Genomic DNA, 16729 nt, shown 5'->3' on the forward strand with positions numbered 1-16729 from the left:
CTCAAGCCACCCCGTTTTCATCAAGCAATGCCAGCACTTCCGGGAAAGGGGCCAGGGCCCGCCGCAGGATGCCGTGCATGTAGGCGATCAGCACGCCGTAATTGACGATGGGCACGCCGGCGGCCCGGGCCGCCATGATGCGGCTCAACATCTCCCGCCGGTTGATCATGCAGCCGCCGCAGTGCACGATTAATTTGTACCGGTCCAGGTTGGCCGGTAGTTCGATACCACTGGACCACTCGAAATGCAGTTCACCGCCCACGCACTGGCGCAGCCAGCGGGGAATCTTTACTGTACCGATGTCGTCCGCCACCCTGTGGTGTGTACATGCTTCCGCTATGAGCACTCTGTCTCCGGGCTGCAAGTCTTCCACAGCCAGGGCGCCGGAAACCAGGGTGGCAAGGTCCCCCTTGTACCGGGCAAAAAGGATGGAGAAGGATGTCATGGGCACGCCGGGCGGCGTGTCCGCGTCCACTTTTAAGAAGACCTGGGAGTCTGTGATTACCAGCGCAGGTGGCTTTTGTAAACGGTTGAAGGCGGCTTTAAGTTCCCTTTCCTTGACCACCATGGCCAGGCAGTCGTGATCCAGCAGGTCGCGGATAGTTTGCACCTGGGGCAGGATCAGCCGGCCCCTGGGGGCGGCCAGGTCGATGGGTACCACCAGCAGGGCCAGTTCCCCCGGGGGCACCAGGTCGCCGGCGATGGTGGGCGCCGTCCAATCCCGGGGGGCCATTTTCACCATGGTTTGTTTGAGTTCGTTAATTCCCCGGCCGGTGAGGGCGCTCAATTGCACCCGGGGGATATCCGGTACTGAAATGTTGATAGTGCAGTTTTCAGGCAGCAGGTCAATTTTATTTATAACAATGATGACGGGTAGCTGCTTTTGCCTGGCGCTGTCAATCAGCCCAAGCTCAAGTTCCCCCATGCCCTGCCGCGGGTCAATCACCAGCAACACCAGGTCCGCTTTGGCCAGTACTGCCAGGCTCTTGGCCACCCGCTTTTCACCCAACTCCCCTTCATCATCCAGCCCGGCGGTATCAATTAACACAACGGGGCCGATGGGTAAAATTTCCATAGATTTGTAAACGGGGTCCGTTGTGGTCCCGGCCACCGGTGATACAATGGCCAGGTCCTGGCCGGTCAGGGCGTTGATCAAGCTGGACTTGCCGGCATTGCGCCGCCCGAACAGAGCAATGTGCAGCCTGCCGCCCCTTGGTGTTTCATGCATTCTCATCATCCCCCTGCTCCAATTTACTAATTAACCGGCCGGCAAGCATGCGCGCGCCGGCAATGCCCGGACGAGTCAGTTCCTGCGGCGTGTTGATCGCCCGCCATTCTTCGGCACTCAGCAGGTTGCCGGTCAGAACCAGCTCTTTGACGCTCTTGTTCTGTTCCCGGGCTTGCTTGGCCAGGTCTGTGGCCCGCTCGTAACCTATGTACGGCACCAGGGCGGTGATTAGAACATTGCTTTCTTCCAGCCACCGGGTGCACCTGTGCTCATTAACGGTGATACCCTTGATGCATTCACGGGCGAACAAGCTGACCGCGTTAATCAGCAGGTCGAGGCTGTGCAACAAGTTATGGGCTATCAGCGGCATGAAGGAGTTCAACTCCAATCGCCCCGCCGCGCAGGCCTGGCAAATAACCATGTCCGCGCCCATCACCTGCCAGGCCGCCTGGGTCACCATCTCGGGGATCACCGGGTTAACCTTGCCGGGCATAATGGATGAGCCCGCCTGGCGGGGGGGAAGGTTAATTTCAGCCGGACCGCCGGCCGGGCCTGCGGCTATATGCATCAAGTCGCCGGCGATTTTGGCCAGGTTGACGGCGGCTGCCTTTAAAAGTCCCGAAACCTCGGCAAAGACATCGGCGTTCTGGGTCAGGTCAACCATGTTTTCCGCTCTGGCTAGACCCAGGCCGGTTATCTGACGCAATTCTTCAACAACATGGTAGATATATCGCCGCGGTGCGTTAAGACCGGTACCGACGGCCGTGCCGCCCAGGTTGATCTGGCGTAGCCGTTCTTCGGCCTTGTACAACCGCCACCTGTCCCGCGCGACCGCTTCCGCGTAGGCGCCGAATTCCTGGCCCAGCGTTACCGGCAAGGCATCTTGTAGTTCCGTTCGGCCGAGCTTCAATACCCCGGCAAACTCCGCTTCTTTTTCCTGTAACGCGGCCTGCAGTTCCGCCAAAGCTTCGCTCAGGTTCAGCACCAACCGGATGGCGGCCACGCGCAGCGCGGTGGGGTAGGTATCGTTGGTGGACTGGGACAGGTTGACATGATGTAATGGATGTACCAGGCGGTAATCGCCCTTTTGTCCGCCCAGCAGTTCAATTGCCCTGTTGGCCAGCACTTCATTCATGTTCATGTTGGTGGACGTTCCGGCGCCGCCCTGCAGGGCATCCACAATAAACTGGTCGGCCAATCCACCTTCGGCGACTTCCAGGGCGGCTTTACAGATGACCCGGGCCAGCCGGTCCGATAATATCCCGGCCTGCCGGTTGGCCCGGGCCGCGGCCCATTTGACTTCGGCCAGGGCGCGCAGCAAACCCGGGTGAACCATGTGGCCGCTAACGTTAAAATTTCGTGCCGCCCTCAATGTATGAATGCCATAATACGCATCCGACGGTACCTGCAGTTCGCCCAACAGGTCCTTTTCCAAACGGTAAGCAGTCATATCAATACCACCTTTGCCATTGCCTCCCGGTGCCCCTATATTAAATTAACGGGTGACCAGCGCGCTTTTTACCCGGACTCCGCCAATGTTGCCCAGTTTGCCCGTGAGGGCGCCGATTTCGTCGGTACTGCCGTCCACAATCAGTGCAATTACCGACAGTCCCCTTTCCCGGTAGGGGATCCCCATGCGGCCCACGATCACATCCCCGTGGGCGCTCAGGATTTCGTTAATCCTGGGGGCTACCTTTCGGTCCTCAATTACAATGCCGATTACGCCGATCCGGCGTTCCATGGTCATATCCGTTTCCTCCCTATCACCAGGTAAAAATGAAAAGGCCTGTTTCCCCGCGAGGAAAACAGGCCGAAAAGGCAAAAGCGATTAACCCTTACCCCCTTGACCGCAGCGCCGCCGCACCTGTTCGCCTCAGGGTCTTGAGTGACAACATTGTTACCCTCCCGGTCAGGTGTTCTCCCCCGGCCGGTCAGGCTCGTTATTTCAATATAAGCATTTGTCGTTGATTATATACCTGCTTCCACCTGTTGACAAGCATAAATTTTAACGTGATTTTTTCTTTACATAAGTTCAAAATTTCAAAAAAATCATAATTTAAGCAATTAGCTATTGATTTGAGTGACAAAAAACACTATTATAATAAATAAAGTTAATTAAAATTTATTAAATAAATTTATTAAAAATAACATTAATTAATTAAATTTTTTTATCACAAAACCCAAACATTTTTTTATGATATTTTATTTTAAATTTAAGGTAAAGGAGGGAGAAAATGTTCAACGGTTTGTTTCAACCGACTCACCTGATTCTCATTCTGGTTGTGGTATTGATTATCTTTGGACCCGGCAAATTGCCCGAAGCCGGCAAGGCCCTAGGCAACGCCCTGCGGGATATGAGAAACGCTTTTGCAGGTTCGGATGAAGATGAACAGGCGGCAAAAGGCCGGAAGAAAAATTCCGGCGGCGAACAGGTTGTAGCTTCCAAGGTATCTGAAAATACCCACATTAATTAAATTTAACTCCGGTGGTTTTCCAACAATACTGCTTATAAATACTGTTTGTAAATATTTGCATGATCCGGGCTTTGGGGGCCGGATGGTACGGAGGGGGCGGTGCGATATTTCCAGGCCCGATGAAATGACCGTGGTGCAACATCTTGAGGAACTGCGCCGGTTGCTGATTATTTGCATCATTTCAACATTTGTTGCGTCCGTTGGATGCTGGTTTTTCAGCGACGCTGCGCTGAAAGTGCTGTTGGAACCCGTAACGGCTACGGGGAACAAAATCATTTACATCGGCGTGACCGAAGCGATCATGACTAAAATCAAGCTCGCTTTGTTCCTGGGATTTTTAGTATCTTTGCCTGTCACCCTCTGGCAATTCTGGGGATTTATCGTCCCCGCCTTGCGCAAAGTGGAGAGGATATACTTTACCCTTTTTGTATTGATTTCATTTGTTCTTTTTATTGGCGGCGTCGCGTTCGGTTTTCTGGTTGTTTTTAAACTGTGTGTCGCTTTTTTGCTGAGGTATGGCGGAAGCCAGCTGGTACCGATGCTGACCGTTGGTAAATATGTTTCTTTTACGTTGAATTTTTTGCTTCCTTTTGGCCTGATTTTCGAGATGCCCTTGGCCAGCTTCTTCCTGGCCAAACTGGGGATAATATCCTACCGGACCATGGTCAAGGGGCGCAAATTCGCCATTCTGGCGGCGGTGGTCATAGCTTCCGCGGTGGTCTCCAGCCCGGATATATTCACGGTGCTGCTATTTGCGTCACCCATGTATCTTTTATACGAATTGAGCGCCACGATCGTGCGCCTCGTGGAGTGGACCGCAAACTTGAAAAAGTCCGGCAAGGCTTTCAATTTGGCGGCACTGTTCAAGAGGTTGTTGCAAAGGGCGAAAGATAGCCGGGCCATGGCCAAATAGGCCGGATTGGGCGAGAAGAGCGAATGAACAAGGAGGACATACATACATGGAAGACCAGCTTCAACTGGATAGAAAAATGACCAGACGGTCTTTCCTGCGGATGATGGGTGGTCTTGGACTGGCGGGTCTCACGGTCAGTCTCGCCGGCTGCGGCGCGTCGTCACTGGCCGGGCATGCCGGGGGCGAGGGCTGGTTGCCGCAACAGTACCAGGTGCCGGGCACGTGGCCGGCCCAGGTCAGGGGGCGGGTGCCGGTTGAACCGGATAACCCCTCCATCGTGCGGGATGACGAAAAGTGCGTGTTATGCGGGCAATGCCTGGAAGTATGCAAAAATACGCAAACAGTTTTTGGTCATTACGGATTACCTCTGGTGGACGAAATCGTATGCATTAATTGCGGTCAATGCGCTCTGTGGTGTCCGACGGCGGCCATTACCGAGCGCGACGATACCGAAAGGGTTTGGCAGGCTTTACAGGACCCAGGCAGGCATGTGGTGGTGCAAACGGCGCCGGCTACAAGGGTGGCGCTGGGCGAGGAGTTCGGGCTGGCGCCGGGCACCTGGGTGGCGGGGCAGCAGGTGGCCGCCCTCAAGCGCCTGGGTTTTAACGCTGTATTCGATACCACCTTCACTGCCGATCTTACCATCATGGAAGAAGCAACCGAGCTGATCAAGCGGATCAAGGGCGACTTGAACAAGCCCTTGCCCCAATTTACTTCCTGCAGCCCGGGTTGGGTTAAGTTTTGCGAATATTTTTACCCGGAACTGCTGCCTCACATGTCCAGCTGCAAATCTCCCCAGCAGATGCTTGGGGCGCTGGCCAAAACCTACTACGCTAAAAAGAAAAACATCAACCCGGAGAAGATTTTCTCAGTAGCCGTCATGCCCTGTACGGCCAAGAAGTTTGAAGCCCGGCGCCCGGAAATGAACGGCAGCGGGAAATACTGGGGAAACAAGTCCCTGCGGGACGTGGACGCGGTGCTGACCACCCGGGAACTGGCCCGGATGCTGAAGCAAAAAAGCATTAATCTGTCCAAACTGCCTGAAGAAAATTATGATCAACTGCTGGGCAAGAGCACCGGCGGCGCAATCATTTTCGGCGCCACCGGGGGCGTAATGGAAGCGGCGGTGCGAACAGCTTATTACTTCATTACCGAAAAGGAACCGCCCGCCAACCTGTTGACGCTGACCCCGGTGCGCGGGCTCGCCGGGGTTAAGGAAGCGGCCGTTGACGTGCCCGGAGCCGGCACCCTCAAGGTTGCGGTTTGCCACGGCATGGGCAACGGCCGGCAGGTGCTGGAGGCGGTGCGCAGGGGTAACGCGCCGTGGCACTTTATCGAGTTCATGTCCTGTCCCGGCGGCTGCATCAGCGGGGGCGGGCAGCCCAGGTCCGCGGTGCCGCCTTCCGACGAGGTCCGGTTGAAAAGGATTGAGAGCCTGTACAAGGCGGATGCCCGGATGGCCTGGCGCGAAAGCCATGAGAATTCGGAGGTGCTGGCCCTGTACCGGGATTTCCTCAAGCACCCCATGAGTGAACTGGCCGAGGAACTGCTGCACACCGGATATACTGACCGGGGTAAGAGTTTCAAGCAGCTTAAAGCTGTGGAAAAAGCAAAGAGCGTGGTTTAGCGGGAGGTATACGATATGTCGAAAGGTGTTCTGGTTGACGTCACCAGGTGCGTTGGGTGCGGCAGCTGCGTGGTGGCCTGCAAGATGTGGAATGATTTAAAGTACACCAAGGAAATCCCGGCTATTGGCAAGGACGCGAGGCTGGCGGCGGAAAACTGGACTGTGGTCAACAAGGTGGAGGTTAAAAAAGGGCGGAAAAGCGCGTGGAGATTTGTCAAGCAGCAGTGCCTGCATTGTGAGGAACCGGCCTGCGCTTCCGCCTGTTTCTCCAGGGCGATTCAAAAGACCGGATCCGGGCCGGTGGTTTATGACGCCAAACTCTGTGTGGGCTGCCGTTATTGCATGCTGGCCTGTCCTTTCAACATCCCCAAATACGAGTGGGACAAAACCTTCCCCCGGGTGCGCAAGTGCCAGATGTGCGCCGGCCGCGTGGAAAAGGGTGAAACTCCCGCCTGCGTGGGAGTCTGCCCGGCGGGCGCCCTTACTTACGGCGAACGGGAGGATTTGATCAGGCAGGCCCGGGAGAAAATCAACGGGAACAGCGGCTACATAAAGCACATTTACGGTGAAAAAGAGGCCGGGGGCACCTCCTGGTTGTACATTTCGGACGTGCCGTTTGAAGTCCTTGGCTTCCGCACCAACGTTACCACCAGGCCGCTGCCCGGGTATTCGGAAAGCATTCTGCGACTGACTCCCGCCGTAGGGCTGGGCTGGGGTGCGGTGCTCACCGGGCTGTACGTGTACAACAGGCGGCGTAACGAAATTGCCCGGGAAGAGAAAGGCAATAACAAGGCCAACAAGAGGAAATGAACGGGTTAAGACCGGTTTCCGCCGTTTTGGCCCTGTGATTGATTTGGAATATTCAGTGGGGAGGTTCGGTTGATGGCCGTAAAAAGCAACTGGAGTTTTAGAATGACCCCGACCAGGTATTTTTTGGCGGGCCTGAGCGTGTTGGCGTTGATGCTGATGGCTTACAGGCTTGTTTTCGGGCTGGGCGCCGCCACCAATCTCAACGACGAATGGCCCTGGGGATTGTGGATCGGTTTTGACGTGCTCACCGGGGTGGCCCTGGCCGGTGGCGGGTACAGTACGTGCCTGCTGGTGCACGTGTTAAGAATCAAGAAATTCAATTCCATCGCCAGAAGCGCCATGCTCACTTCGTTGATCGGCTATTTACTGGTGATGGCCGGGCTGTTCATGGATATCGGCCGCTGGTTTAATTTCTGGCGCCCGTTCGTGTCCTGGGGTTACCACAGCGTATTGTTTGAAGTGTTCTGGTGCGTGTCGCTCTATACCATGATTCAGCTTTTGGAGTTCGGCGAGGTTGCCACGGAGAAGGTGCAAAAATCCTGGCACGGCCTGTTTAAAAAGATCATGCCCGTATTGTTCATCATCGGGATTGTATTGCCCACGCTGCACCAGTCTTCGCTCGGTTCGCTGTATGTAATTGAAGTGGGTAAGCTATATCCCCTGTGGTGGTCCATGCTGCTCCCGGCATTCTTTCTCATGTCTTCCTTCTTCGTGGGGCCGGCCATGGTTACCGTGGAAACCTTTTTGGGGGCCAGGGCTCACGGGCATAAACCCGACCTGGACGTGCTGCAATCCATGATTAAAATTTCGGGCTACCTGATGGCGGTTTACCTGGTGCTCAAAGTGATCGACCTGTTCTACCGCGGGGCCGCCGGGCTGGTATTCCGCGGCAACCTGGAAGGCAACATGTTCCTGCTGGAGATGGTTGCCGGCGTCATCATTCCGTTGATTATCTGTTTTACTCCCAAACTGCGTACCAGCAAGGGGGGGCTGCTGGCCTTCAGCGTGCTGGTTGTCGCCGGTGTGGTACTCAACCGGATGAATGTGGTATTTACCGGTATGGCCGGTTCCATGGGCGGCTTTTATTTCCCCTCCCTGCTGGAGTGGGGGGTAAGCATCGGGCTGGTGGCTACCGGTGTTCTGGTCTACCTGTTCATCGTGGAAAACTTCAACATCTTGCCCCAACAGCATTACAGTGCGGCGCCGCTGGTCAGGGAAAAGAAGGCGGTCAAGCATACGGCTTGACCGGGAGACTGTGACAAACCATATAAGGTGCTTCCGTTCGCCATAGAGTTGTCCGATGCGAAGTTGGAGTGAGCGAAGGCAACGGAAGCGCCCTTATCATCGATAATTTTGGGTAAAAGTTTACCTTGGCATGCCTTTAACCCCCTAACATTTTCCGTCGCCGGTTTGGGATATGCGCCGGCGGCGGAAATCCTCCTCTCGACCGCGGATGGAAGATATATGTCCATTCGCCTCTTTTTTTGAACCGGGGAGGCCTCAAAAAACGGGGTTGCGTAAGCAAATAATGTTGGTGTAGAGTAATGATTTGGAAGTGTTTTTGCTGTGAAAACATTGGGTTGATGTTTGTTGCGAACTAAGTTCCGCAGAAGGAGTTTTACCGGTTAATAAAGAAAAAGCTTATCCATAATAATAATGATAGTGGTGGATCGAAATTGAACATTAAACAACTGGAAGCTTTTCTACTTGTAGCACAACTTAAAAACTTCACCAAAGCGGCGGCGCAACTTGACATGAGCCAACCCGCGGTTAGCTTTCAGATCAAATCACTGGAGGAGGAGCTTAATATCACCCTTTTTGAACGCAACGACAAAAAGGTGGTATTGACGGAAGCGGGCAGGCTATTGTTCCCCATCGCCATGCAGATGGTCCGCCAGTACAATAAAATCAAGGCCGGCATAGATGATCTAAGGGAGGTTAAGGCCGGGCACTTAATGCTGGGAGCCGTCCCCGTGGCGGGGGAGTACCTGCTGCCGCTGGTTATCGGGGGCTTTCGGGAGCAATACCCGGCGGTGACGGTGAGCCTGCAAATAGGGGGGAGCGCCCGGGTGTCCCAGTGGCTCAAAGACCGGGATGTGGAAATGGGCATCGCCGGCTGCCCGGTAAAGGCCGAGGGAATTGAATGTGAGCCCTGGGTCACCGATCACATGGTGGTGGTAACACCACCGTGGCACCCGTTGAGCGGGGAGGAGGTCCCCCTGGCGGCCCTGACCAACGAATCCATCATTGTGCGGGAAGTGGGATCCGGCAGCAGGCAGGCTCTGGAACAGCAACTGTTGAAGCACAACATTACGCTGGACCAGTTTTCCAGCGTCCTGGAACTGGGCAGCACCCAGGCGGTGATCAATGCCGTGCGCCTGGGGTTGGGCATAGGCGCCGTCTCCCGCTGGGCGGCGGGCGAGCTGTTGGAAAAAGGCTGCCTGGGCGAAGTCAGGGTGCCCGGCGTGAACCTGAGTTACGACCTCTACCTGGCCTGGAACCGGCCGGATAAAGAGAGCCTTGCGTCCAGGGCCTTCCGCTCTTTTATCTCCGACGAGGAAATTACCCGGAGATTTTTCAGCAACATCCTTTTTTACCGCAATGCGCCTTAAATCCCCGGGAATTGTGCCATGGGGATATTGGACGTTACACATTTTATGGCTGCGTAGGTTATATCCAGGACCGTTCCCAATTCAGCCAAACTCATTGATAAGATGGGCATCAAAACTATAACATCACCCAGAGGCCGAATGATCAAACCATTTTTCCTGGCCTCCAGGATTACTTGGTGGCCGGTATTTTTTTCCATGGGAAAGGGCTTTTTGCTTTCCCTGTCTTCCACCAGTTCAATTCCAACCATCATGCCCCGCTGGCGAACGTCTCCCACATGTTCAAGATCTTTGAACTTTTCCAGCCCGGCAGTTAAATAAGCAATCTTTTCCTGCAGGCTCTCTATTAGATTTTCGCGTTCAAAAAGTTCCAGGTTTGCCAGGGCGGCTGCACAGGCTAATTGATTTCCGGTATAAGTATGTCCGTGGTAAAAAGTGCGGCATTCCTCAAGTTCTCCCAGGAAAGCACTATAAACTTCATCTGTAACCAAAGTGGCCGCCAGCGGTAGATACCCACCGGTGATACCTTTGGCTATGCACATCAAATCCGGCGTAACACCTTCATGTTCGCAGGCAAACATTTTGCCTGTCCGCCCAAATCCTACGGCAACCTCGTCAGCGATTAATAATACATTGTACCGGGTACACAATTCCCGTACCCGCGCAAGGTAGCCCTCGGGCGCGGTAATCATACCGGCGGCGCCCTGGACCAGTGGTTCAATTATTAACCCGGCTATTTCATGGTGCCTGTCGGCCAGTATTGCTTCCATTTCCTCCAGACAACGCATACCGCAATTTTCTTTATTCAAGCCAAATGTGCAGCGGTAACAATAAGGAGCGGGAGCGTGTATGGCGTCAAAAAGCAATGACTTGAAAATACTGTGGAAGAGGTCCATTCCACCCACGCTCACCGATCCGATGGTATCACCATGGTAAGCATTAACCAGTGAAACAAATTTACGCTTTGATTTGTATATTTCATCGCCCTTCTGCTGCCAGTACTGATAAGCGATCTTAAGTGCAACTTCCACCGAAGTGGACCCGCTATCGGAGTAAAAGACTTTATTTAATCCCGCCGGAGTGATTTCCACCAGTTTTTTGGCCAATAGTATGGAAGGAATATTGGCCTGGCCCAGCAATGTACTATGGGCCACTTTATTCAACTGTTCTCTGATGGCCCTGTTAATCTGTTCCTTTCCGTGCCCATGCACGGTAACCCATAAAGAGGATATGCCATCCAGGTACCTGTTTCCTTCAATATCAAAGAGATAACTCCCTTCGCCCCGTTCTATTATTAAGGGCTTTTCACGGCAATATTGGCGCATTTGGGTAAAGGGGTGCCATATGTATTGTTTGTCCCACAACTCAAGTTGTTCCGGAGTAATGTTTTCCATGGATACAATTCCTCCTTTATTACTATTGGATCAAACATTTTTATGAGGCATAATAAAGTTTAATATCTTTTTAAGATCAATATTTGTTTCCACTTTTTCAACAATTTGCCCGGTAGTACATGTATCCACATTAACGCTATCAACATAAGGAATTATTCCCAGTACAGGTACGCCGGAAAGTTCGGCAATTAACCCGGGATTGGTTCGCTCAGCCAAACCCGCCTCGTCTTCTTTCAGACCGTTGATAATAATACCGGCAATTGGAATTCCCCGAGCCCTGGCATATTCCACCGTTAAAAGGGTATGGTTGACCGTACCCAAATTAGGCCTGGATACAATAATGACCGGTAGCTTCATCATTTTAATTAAATCAGCCATTAAAAACCGGTCGAATACAGGCACCATAATGCCTCCCGCCCCTTCAACCAGCATTACTTCGTGCCGCTGCCGGAGCTCCCGGTAGGCCTCCATTACTTTGGAAAGGTTGATTGTAACACCTTGAATTTCGGCTGCCACTCGAGGAGCCAGGGGTAGTTCCAAACAGCAGGGACTTACCAGCTCAAGCTCATCGGTAACACCTGCCGCTTTCATGGCAAAAACAGCATCTTCCGGAACCGGTCCCCGTAAATTCTTACTGTTGACTCCGCTTACAATGGGCTTCATTACCCCCACGTTTATCCCCTTGCGTTTCAAACACCCGGCCAATCCTGCTGTAATTACGGTTTTTCCCACACCAGTATCAGTTCCGGTAATAAAAAAACCCCCGGATAAATTACCATTGCCGGTCATTTTCTTCACCTACCTTGTAATAGTCGCCTGAAGCCGTTAGTCCCGGTTCCAGTCTCGATCCAATGTGTCACATAAGCAGCCCAAGACTCCAACGAGTGTTGTTTTTTAAATTACTCCTGTTTCTTTGCCCGCTTGTTTAAAAGCATCCAATGCTTCGTCCAAATCTTCACGGGAATGGATAGCCATTACCGTAACTCTGATTCTGCTGGTGCCCGGCGGCACCGTTGGCGGGCGGATACCGGAGACATAAACGCCTTTTTCCAATATACAATTGGTTAACTGCATGGTTTTTGTTTCATCACCAATAAACACAGGTATGATGGGAGACTCACCAGCTAAAATACGATAACCTTGCTTCTCCAGCCCCGCCCTTAGATAGCAAGCATTTTCCCATAACTTTTTCCGGATTTCCGGGTGATTCCGTACTACCTTTATGGCTGCAATGGATGCGGCAATCACCGCCGGAGGCAAGGCGGTTGAAAAAATAAAACTTCTGGCTTTATTCCTTAAAAAATCAATCAGTTCAAATTGTCCAGCCACATATGCCCCGCAACTTCCCAACGCCTTGCTTAATGTACCCATCTGAATGGGAATTTTCCCTTCCAACCCGAAATATTCCGCCGTACCCGTACCCCGGTTGCCCAAAACACCGGTAGCATGCGCATCATCAACCATAACTATGGCCTCATACTTATCTGCCAGGGCCGAAATTTCCGGTAGCGGGGCAATGTCGCCGTCCATACTGAAAACGCCATCCGTTATAATTAGGCGCCGGCGGTATTTCCTGGTTTGTTGCAATATTTCTTGCAGGTGATTCATATCCTTGTGCCGGTAAATTTTAACTTCCGCCCGGCTAAGCCGGCACCCGTCAATTATACTGGCATGGTTGAGCTCATCACTAATAATTACATCCTCTTTCCCCGTTAGCGCAGTGATTACTCCAACATTGGCCATATAGCCGGTATTAAACACAATTGCTGCTTCCGTTCCTTTAAATCGAGCAATTTCTCTTTCAAGTTCCACGTGCGGTCCCAAATTGCCGTTAATGAGGCGCGACCCTCCGGAACCTGCACCCCAGCGTTCAATAGCTTCTTTCATGGCCGCCTTAATTTCGGGATGTTCCGTCAAACCTAAATAATTATTGGAAGAAAGTAAAATACAGTCTCTTCCATCAACTATTGTCCGGGCGGCTTGTGAGCCGTCTATCTGTTTAAGTGTTCGGTAAAGATTACCGCTTTTTAGCGTTGCCAATTCATCTAATAAGAAATTCATTTGATTTCGTTACCCCTTAATGATTTATTTAACCTGCATTAAATCGTTAACTAACCACAATCGACAGGTTAACATTTGGCGCATAATAAATCCCAACGTATAAAATTTTACCAGGTGACAGAATAATTGTAAACCATTTTTCTAATTATGGTTAACAATTTTGGACTGGCACGTTCTTAATAATAGTCTCCCGTAAATTTAACTTGCCCGCCGGGAAGTCCCACCCGTAAGTTATATGTACCAAGAAAAGGGATAGACTTTGTAGTATTCTACGAAGAGATCTATCTCTCTTTTTCTTGCTTAAATAAGTTGCTGTAGAACGTGGGAGAAATATTGCATTGTAATTAAAAAAATCAAACAAGAACTGGCTGCAATCGGTGAACTGAACGGCGCTCCTCATACCAAGGCGGTATACAACCTGATAGCTCATCCCACCTACGGAAGATACCTGAAAACCGACAAAAAAGGCCAGCCCAAACTGGATCAGGCCAAGATTAAAGCCAAAAAAAACTGGACGGCAAGTACCTGCTGCGCACTTCTGACGACACCATATCCCCTGAAGACGTGGCTTTGGGTTACAAGCAGCTCTTGGAAGTGGAAGACGCCTTTTGTACCTTAAAGACCACTTTAGAACTCAGGAGAACTCAGGCCGGTGTACCACCGGCTGGAGGACCGGATCCGGTCCCATGTGCTGCTATGCTGGTTGGCGCTTTTACTAATCCGTTGTGCCGAGAACAAGACCGGCTATACCTGGCGCCAGATGCGGGAGCACTTGCAGAGAATGCACTTGGGCGAGTTTCACACCAGCGAAGGAAAGTTTCTGTAAAGAACTGAATCAACACCATTTTTAAAGCAATTGTTTGGAGCCTTAAAAATCCCGCAGCCCCCGAAAATACTGGAGATTAGCCATAAAAAGCAGTAATAGGGCCTAGTTACACGTACCATTTTTACCTAGCCGCCAGCCCTTGCGGGAAGCCTTGTTGCGACTTTTATTTATCCAGTTGCTGTCGAACACATCAAAGCAATAAACACATATCCATGTGCATAAAAAAGCCGCTATCCCTTGTCGCTGTTAGGTTAGCGGCTTTTTAACGAATGTTACTCAATTAAATTTGTGTTATAACCCGAGTTTGGCGACATAATTTACCAACCGCAGCTGTATCAAGGATCCTGAGGCTCAATTCGTAAAATTGTAGTCCCGAATACAAATAATCAGCCCCTAAAAGCCGCGTGATAATTGAATTAATACCGCATCAAATATAGTTCGGGACTACAAAAGTTATCCACAGGCCTAAATGTCTTAATATACTTTGACTGTAAAAAATTGTCGCCAAACTTGGGTTATAATTGAAGGTCAAAAAATCATAACTTCCTTCAATAAATATATATTGCATTTTTTAGGTATATGAGTATAATACAAATTAAGGTTATCTTAATTAATTAAGGAGGTTTTTTAATAATGGATTTTCCCTTGATTCAAAAAATTGTCCATGAAGAACTTGAAGCTGCGTATTCAAGGATTATTGAGAGATTAGAAGATAGTGGACCTGACGATAATAGTTGCCCTGGATTACCCGAAGACTTGCCCCCACTACCAAATAACCCTAAATACCAAAAAGCTTTAGATTTATATTTGGAAGGTGCATCGCACTCCCAAGTAAGTCGAGAGCTGGGAACATCCATGAATAATGTAAAGAGGTATTATAACTGGCTTGTTAATCATGGTTATTTGAATGCACCTGAGGAGCCACTTTCCGAAAGAGAACAAGAGGTTGTGAAATGTCTTTTCGAGAAAGGCATGTCATTGGTTAAAACAGCCCAACATCTTGGCATTTCTGTTCCTAATGTTGTCCAAAGACGTGACAGTGCCTTACGCAAGGGATATAAAATACCCTTAGACTACAGACATCAAAGTTAAGAAGTGAACTACCCCTCCCTTCGCTTCGCTCAGGAAGAGGCTTCCTGCTTCATTGAGTAGATCTCTCTGACAGGCGTAAATTCGGGCGGTCCCCGCCCTAGCCATCTTTCATCCCCGCCCTCACGGACAGGGACTTCCTGTGCGGAAAATTTAAATTTTAGGTGGATGTGATCCTACGATCACATCCGTTATTTTTCTAGCTAGAGCAATTTGAAGCCCAACTGGAAGAAAACATGCTAAACCTCAATAAAGACCCAAAAGTGGGTTGTATTGAATAATCGTGAATGGTAGGTTGAGGATGGTTCGAAATATAAAGAGCTACCTTTTCGGTCATGATGATTCTGGAACATTTGGATAAATTAGTAACAACTACTCTTTGGTAATCCTGTCCACTGTTTCCACCTCAATAAATTATATCAAAATTGATATGGGGCTTAAAAGTTAGAAGAATGGAGTTCAGGTCAGCATGTAGCCTTATTTTTGCTTTTCCTTGGTGTGCAGGAATCGGGTAGAACAGTGTCGAATAGGGGAAACGTATGAAATATCTTCCTGGTGGGCCACCCCACCTTGCACTTGCGAATTCTTTGCTTAGTGAAGGGAATAGCGTGACTAACGGTGTCTCAACTGGATTGTCAATCGATGTTTCGCCTTGTGTCCCTGATGTCTGTACCAATGGAGAGGCTGCCAACGGTACTATGTCCTCCAGTCAGTCCTGCGAGGGGAAATAAAAACATCATCTAAGCTGACCTGGTGGACTGCATGGTCGCCCTGCCGGTTCGGATCTCTCCTGACAAGGATTCGCGCCCGTATTTTATGCCATCTTGTTGAACGTAGTCGATAACTTGGACAACTCTTCTCCTGAGGCTAAAAGCAAGCTTTCAATTTATTAAATACTCAATTCTGCTTTATGGTGGAGAACTACAGAAATGAGGTCAATCCGAACGGAAACAAAAGGTATTGCTTCGTGGCCGGAAGAAGAGCGGCCACGTGAACGTCTTTTGCGCTTAGGCCCCCAAGCCTTGACGGATGCAGAGCTAATTGCCATCCTTATCCGAATTGGGTTTAAGGGCACGAGTGCCGTTGAACTAGGGCGGCAATTGCTACAGCAGTTTGGTTCGTTGCGGGCAATGGTTGAAGCGCCAGTGCTGGCTCTACTGGAAGTGAAAGGACTAAAAGGTGCAAAGGCCGCACAGCTTGTAGCGGCAATGGAGATTGCCCGGCGTGTGTCGGCGTCCAGAAGGCAGAGCCAGCTTCAAATCAAAAGTACTCGTGCTGCGGCTGAGTATCTCCGGATCCGGTTGCGGGGCTTATCCGAGGAACACTTCCGTGTTCTTTACCTGAATCGGCGGAACAAGTTGCTGGATGATGCGTTGATTGCCCAGGGTACTGTGGAATCGGTGCGCCCGCCGCTCCGGACCATTGTTGCCCGTGCGCTACAAGTTAATGCCTGCGCGCTCATTGCAGCACACAATCATCCTTCTGGCGCAGCGGAGCCGAGTGAGTCCGACCGGCTGTTGACGCTCGACCTAATCGCCGCGGCGCGTCCATTAGGGTTGAAGGTGTTGGACCACGTGATCGTGGGTGAAGAAGCAACTTACAGCTTTGCGGATAGCGGGTTGCTCGACGAACTGGAGCTGGAATGCCTGGCTCCGGGGCAAACAAATCAGTCACGGAAATTGACCCGGGAGTGAATGA

General features: G+C 51.1%; 15 protein-coding genes. 9 read left to right on the forward strand and 6 right to left on the reverse strand.

Annotated elements, in window-relative coordinates; translation table 11 throughout:
* Position 1: 1 nt before the first annotated feature.
* The 3 genes from hydF to IT084_RS08320 are packed head-to-tail and all read right to left on the reverse strand — an operon-like array spanning position 2 to position 2969.
* Positions 2-1228, reverse strand: a complete 1227-nt coding sequence (gene hydF, locus IT084_RS08310; RefSeq protein ID WP_195712389.1) for a [FeFe] hydrogenase H-cluster maturation GTPase HydF — start codon at positions 1226-1228, stop codon at positions 2-4.
* Positions 1221-2678: an aspartate ammonia-lyase gene (locus IT084_RS08315; protein WP_195712390.1), complete on the reverse strand. Its 1458-nt coding sequence runs from the start codon at positions 2676-2678 to the stop codon at positions 1221-1223. Before IT084_RS08315 ends, hydF begins: the two co-directional genes overlap by 8 nt.
* A 45-nt stretch (positions 2679-2723) precedes the next feature.
* Positions 2724-2969 (reverse strand): TM1266 family iron-only hydrogenase system putative regulator, encoded by a 246-nt coding sequence (locus IT084_RS08320; RefSeq protein WP_195712442.1) that lies wholly within the window; start codon positions 2967-2969, stop codon positions 2724-2726.
* 493 nt (positions 2970-3462) lie between these two features.
* Here IT084_RS08320 and tatA point away from each other — a divergent pair, with 493 nt between their 5' ends.
* From tatA to IT084_RS08350, 6 genes are all read left to right on the forward strand, one after another.
* The gene (tatA, locus tag IT084_RS08325; RefSeq protein ID WP_195712391.1) at positions 3463-3702 is read left to right on the forward strand and encodes a twin-arginine translocase TatA/TatE family subunit; all 240 of its coding nucleotides are present in this window, start codon (positions 3463-3465) and stop codon (positions 3700-3702) included.
* Positions 3703-3784: 82 nt separating this feature from the next.
* Positions 3785-4615, forward strand: a complete 831-nt coding sequence (gene tatC, locus IT084_RS08330; RefSeq protein ID WP_207744484.1) for a twin-arginine translocase subunit TatC — start codon at positions 3785-3787, stop codon at positions 4613-4615.
* A gap of 46 nt (positions 4616-4661) precedes the next feature.
* On the forward strand, positions 4662-6242 hold the full coding sequence (locus tag IT084_RS08335) for a [FeFe] hydrogenase, group A (RefSeq protein WP_195712392.1): 1581 nt from the start codon (positions 4662-4664) through the stop codon (positions 6240-6242).
* Positions 6243-6257: 15 nt separating this feature from the next.
* Positions 6258-7052 (forward strand): 4Fe-4S dicluster domain-containing protein, encoded by a 795-nt coding sequence (locus tag IT084_RS08340; RefSeq protein WP_195712393.1) that lies wholly within the window; start codon positions 6258-6260, stop codon positions 7050-7052.
* A gap of 72 nt (positions 7053-7124) precedes the next feature.
* Positions 7125-8297, forward strand: a complete 1173-nt coding sequence (gene nrfD / locus IT084_RS08345) for an NrfD/PsrC family molybdoenzyme membrane anchor subunit (protein WP_195712394.1) — start codon at positions 7125-7127, stop codon at positions 8295-8297.
* A gap of 431 nt (positions 8298-8728) precedes the next feature.
* Positions 8729-9664, forward strand: coding sequence for a selenium metabolism-associated LysR family transcriptional regulator (locus IT084_RS08350; RefSeq protein ID WP_195712395.1), 936 nt, complete (start codon positions 8729-8731; stop codon positions 9662-9664).
* Here the strand turns inward: IT084_RS08350 and bioA are convergent.
* The 3 genes from bioA to bioF form a co-directional block, all read right to left on the reverse strand.
* Entirely contained in the window at positions 9661-11055 is a 1395-nt protein-coding gene (bioA, locus tag IT084_RS08355) for an adenosylmethionine--8-amino-7-oxononanoate transaminase (RefSeq protein ID WP_195712396.1), read from the reverse strand. The two genes, IT084_RS08350 and bioA, sit on opposite strands and share 4 nt — an antisense overlap.
* A gap of 30 nt (positions 11056-11085) precedes the next feature.
* Complete coding sequence (bioD, locus tag IT084_RS08360) at positions 11086-11844, reverse strand: dethiobiotin synthase (RefSeq protein WP_195712397.1); 759 nt, start codon at positions 11842-11844, stop codon at positions 11086-11088.
* Between the two features lie 105 nt (positions 11845-11949).
* Positions 11950-13116: an 8-amino-7-oxononanoate synthase gene (gene bioF, locus IT084_RS08365; protein ID WP_195712398.1), complete on the reverse strand. Its 1167-nt coding sequence runs from the start codon at positions 13114-13116 to the stop codon at positions 11950-11952.
* Positions 13117-13768: 652 nt separating this feature from the next.
* On the opposite strand from bioF, the gene IT084_RS18165 reads away from it, so the two are divergent.
* From IT084_RS18165 to radC, 3 genes are all read left to right on the forward strand, one after another.
* On the forward strand, positions 13769-13942 hold the full coding sequence (locus IT084_RS18165) for a hypothetical protein (RefSeq protein WP_243276844.1): 174 nt from the start codon (positions 13769-13771) through the stop codon (positions 13940-13942).
* Positions 13943-14575: 633 nt separating this feature from the next.
* The gene (locus IT084_RS08375; protein ID WP_195712401.1) at positions 14576-15034 is read left to right on the forward strand and encodes a sigma factor-like helix-turn-helix DNA-binding protein; all 459 of its coding nucleotides are present in this window, start codon (positions 14576-14578) and stop codon (positions 15032-15034) included.
* Between the two features lie 926 nt (positions 15035-15960).
* Positions 15961-16725, forward strand: coding sequence for a DNA repair protein RadC (gene radC, locus IT084_RS08380; protein ID WP_195712402.1), 765 nt, complete (start codon positions 15961-15963; stop codon positions 16723-16725).
* The last annotated feature ends 4 nt before the right edge of the window (positions 16726-16729 follow it).

Origin of the sequence: Desulfallas sp. Bu1-1 (assembly GCF_015594625.1) — a bacterium.
Taxonomy (GTDB): Bacteria; Bacillota; Desulfotomaculia; order Desulfotomaculales; family Desulfallaceae; genus JADNRQ01.

Coding starts and splice junctions, on each gene's coding strand:
- hydF (WP_195712389.1), bottom strand. CDS start 1,228: ATGCATGAAACACCAAGGGGCGGCAGGCTGCACATTGCTCTGTTCGGG.
- IT084_RS08315 (WP_195712390.1), bottom strand. CDS start 2,678: ATGACTGCTTACCGTTTGGAAAAGGACCTGTTGGGCGAACTGCAGGTA.
- IT084_RS08320 (WP_195712442.1), bottom strand. CDS start 2,969: ATGGAACGCCGGATCGGCGTAATCGGCATTGTAATTGAGGACCGAAAG.
- tatA (WP_195712391.1), top strand. CDS start 3,463: ATGTTCAACGGTTTGTTTCAACCGACTCACCTGATTCTCATTCTGGTT.
- tatC (WP_207744484.1), top strand. CDS start 3,785: ATGGTACGGAGGGGGCGGTGCGATATTTCCAGGCCCGATGAAATGACC.
- IT084_RS08335 (WP_195712392.1), top strand. CDS start 4,662: ATGGAAGACCAGCTTCAACTGGATAGAAAAATGACCAGACGGTCTTTC.
- IT084_RS08340 (WP_195712393.1), top strand. CDS start 6,258: ATGTCGAAAGGTGTTCTGGTTGACGTCACCAGGTGCGTTGGGTGCGGC.
- nrfD (WP_195712394.1), top strand. CDS start 7,125: ATGGCCGTAAAAAGCAACTGGAGTTTTAGAATGACCCCGACCAGGTAT.
- bioA (WP_195712396.1), bottom strand. CDS start 11,055: ATGGAAAACATTACTCCGGAACAACTTGAGTTGTGGGACAAACAATAC.
- bioD (WP_195712397.1), bottom strand. CDS start 11,844: ATGACCGGCAATGGTAATTTATCCGGGGGTTTTTTTATTACCGGAACT.
- bioF (WP_195712398.1), bottom strand. CDS start 13,116: ATGAATTTCTTATTAGATGAATTGGCAACGCTAAAAAGCGGTAATCTT.
- IT084_RS08375 (WP_195712401.1), top strand. CDS start 14,576: ATGGATTTTCCCTTGATTCAAAAAATTGTCCATGAAGAACTTGAAGCT.
- radC (WP_195712402.1), top strand. CDS start 15,961: ATGAGGTCAATCCGAACGGAAACAAAAGGTATTGCTTCGTGGCCGGAA.